This window comes from Pseudomonas sp. 2VD (genome assembly GCF_005503585.1).
Classification (GTDB): domain Bacteria; phylum Pseudomonadota; class Gammaproteobacteria; order Pseudomonadales; family Pseudomonadaceae; genus Pseudomonas; species Pseudomonas aeruginosa.
Genome location: NZ_SCND01000659.1, coordinates 1 through 1,248, shown reverse-complemented (window position 1 = coordinate 1,248; position 1,248 = coordinate 1). Strand labels below are relative to the sequence as shown.

2 protein-coding genes are annotated in these 1,248 nt (G+C 63.8%); both read left to right on the top strand.

Annotation, left to right across the window (positions count from 1 at the left end; genetic code table 11):
* The first annotated feature begins 59 nt into the window (after nt 1-59).
* Nucleotides 60-665 (top strand): hypothetical protein, encoded by a 606-nt coding sequence (locus tag FFS27_RS32880; RefSeq protein WP_116804136.1) that lies wholly within the window; start codon nt 60-62, stop codon nt 663-665.
* 29 nt (nt 666-694) lie between these two features.
* A partial coding sequence (locus tag FFS27_RS32875) for a DUF6094 domain-containing protein (protein ID WP_218570998.1) occupies nt 695-1,248 on the top strand: 554 nt, incomplete at its 3' end.

Genomic DNA, 1,248 nt, shown 5'->3' with positions numbered 1-1,248 from the left:
CCCCGAGGGGCTTCACCGCCCCTTGAGGGCGGCGTGGCTCCTCCTTCCAGGAGGTTCCTATGCCCAATCCCACCCCGCTCTACCAGATCGAAGAGTGCCCAGACCTGTACGTCGACGCCTGCGTGTGCGACGAGCAGCGCAACCTGGTCTTTCTTTCGGCCTGGGGCCGCGACACCGTGACACAAGAGTTCCTGGCCAGGCTGACGCTGGGCCGGGAAGAAAATGGCATCGACCATTTCCACATCATCGTGGACGGCCGCCGCTTACCTGTCTTCCCAAACCAGGATCTCCTGGAGAAACGCACCACCCGCCAGTTCCGCGGCACGTTGTTCGGGAGCCTGCTCAACCTCTGGCTGTTCGATCGGCGCGCCTCGGCACCTGACCGAAGCAATCACCTCGCCTTCGCACTCCTGCAGCGCGATGAGGATCCACACCAGAGGCTCTGGCCGCTGGTGATGGAAACCTGTCCGCTCCCCCTCCTGCAGCACTGGCGCGAGCCTGTGATGGAGGTCCTCACCCAGCACCAGATGTTGACCGCCCTACCAGGGACGATCGGCAACGTCTGCGCCTGGCGACTCGCCCTGCGGGTCGACGTGCTCGAGCCCACCCTCGGTGAGCTGATCCGCGAAAGCATTCTTACCACCGATGCTCAGGCGCAAGCCTGAGCCATCCCTCTCAGACTCAAGGAGACCCCATGGCCCTCATGTTCCCGCGCTTGGCGCGCAACTTTGCACGCAACGGCTACTTCCCTACCGATGAGGTCACCCTCGAACGCGCTCTGCAGGCCCTCGCTCCCGCCCCGTCGGGCAGGATGAGGATCTGTGATCCCTGCGCCGGTGAGGGGGTTGCCCTGGCTGAGGCAGCACACTCCCTCGGCCGCGATCAGGTCCAAGCCCTCGCTGTCGAGTACGACCGCGAACGCGCCGACCATGCCCGAGGATTGCTTGACCGAGTGCTGCACAGTGACCTTTTCGACACCATGATCAGCAGGCAGTCGTTCGGACTGCTCTGGCTCAACCCGCCTTATGGCGACCTGGTGGCGGACCACTCCGGTGCGTCGCAGTACCAGGGCAGCGGCCGTAGGCGTCTGGAGAAAGCGTTCTACCAGCGCTGCCTGCCATTGCTGCAGTACGGCGGCGTCATGGTTCTGATTGTTCCTCACTACGTCTTGGACGATGAGCTGACTGGCTGGTTGAGCAACCACTTCACCGGCCTGCGCATCTACGCAGCCGCGGATCCTACCTTCAA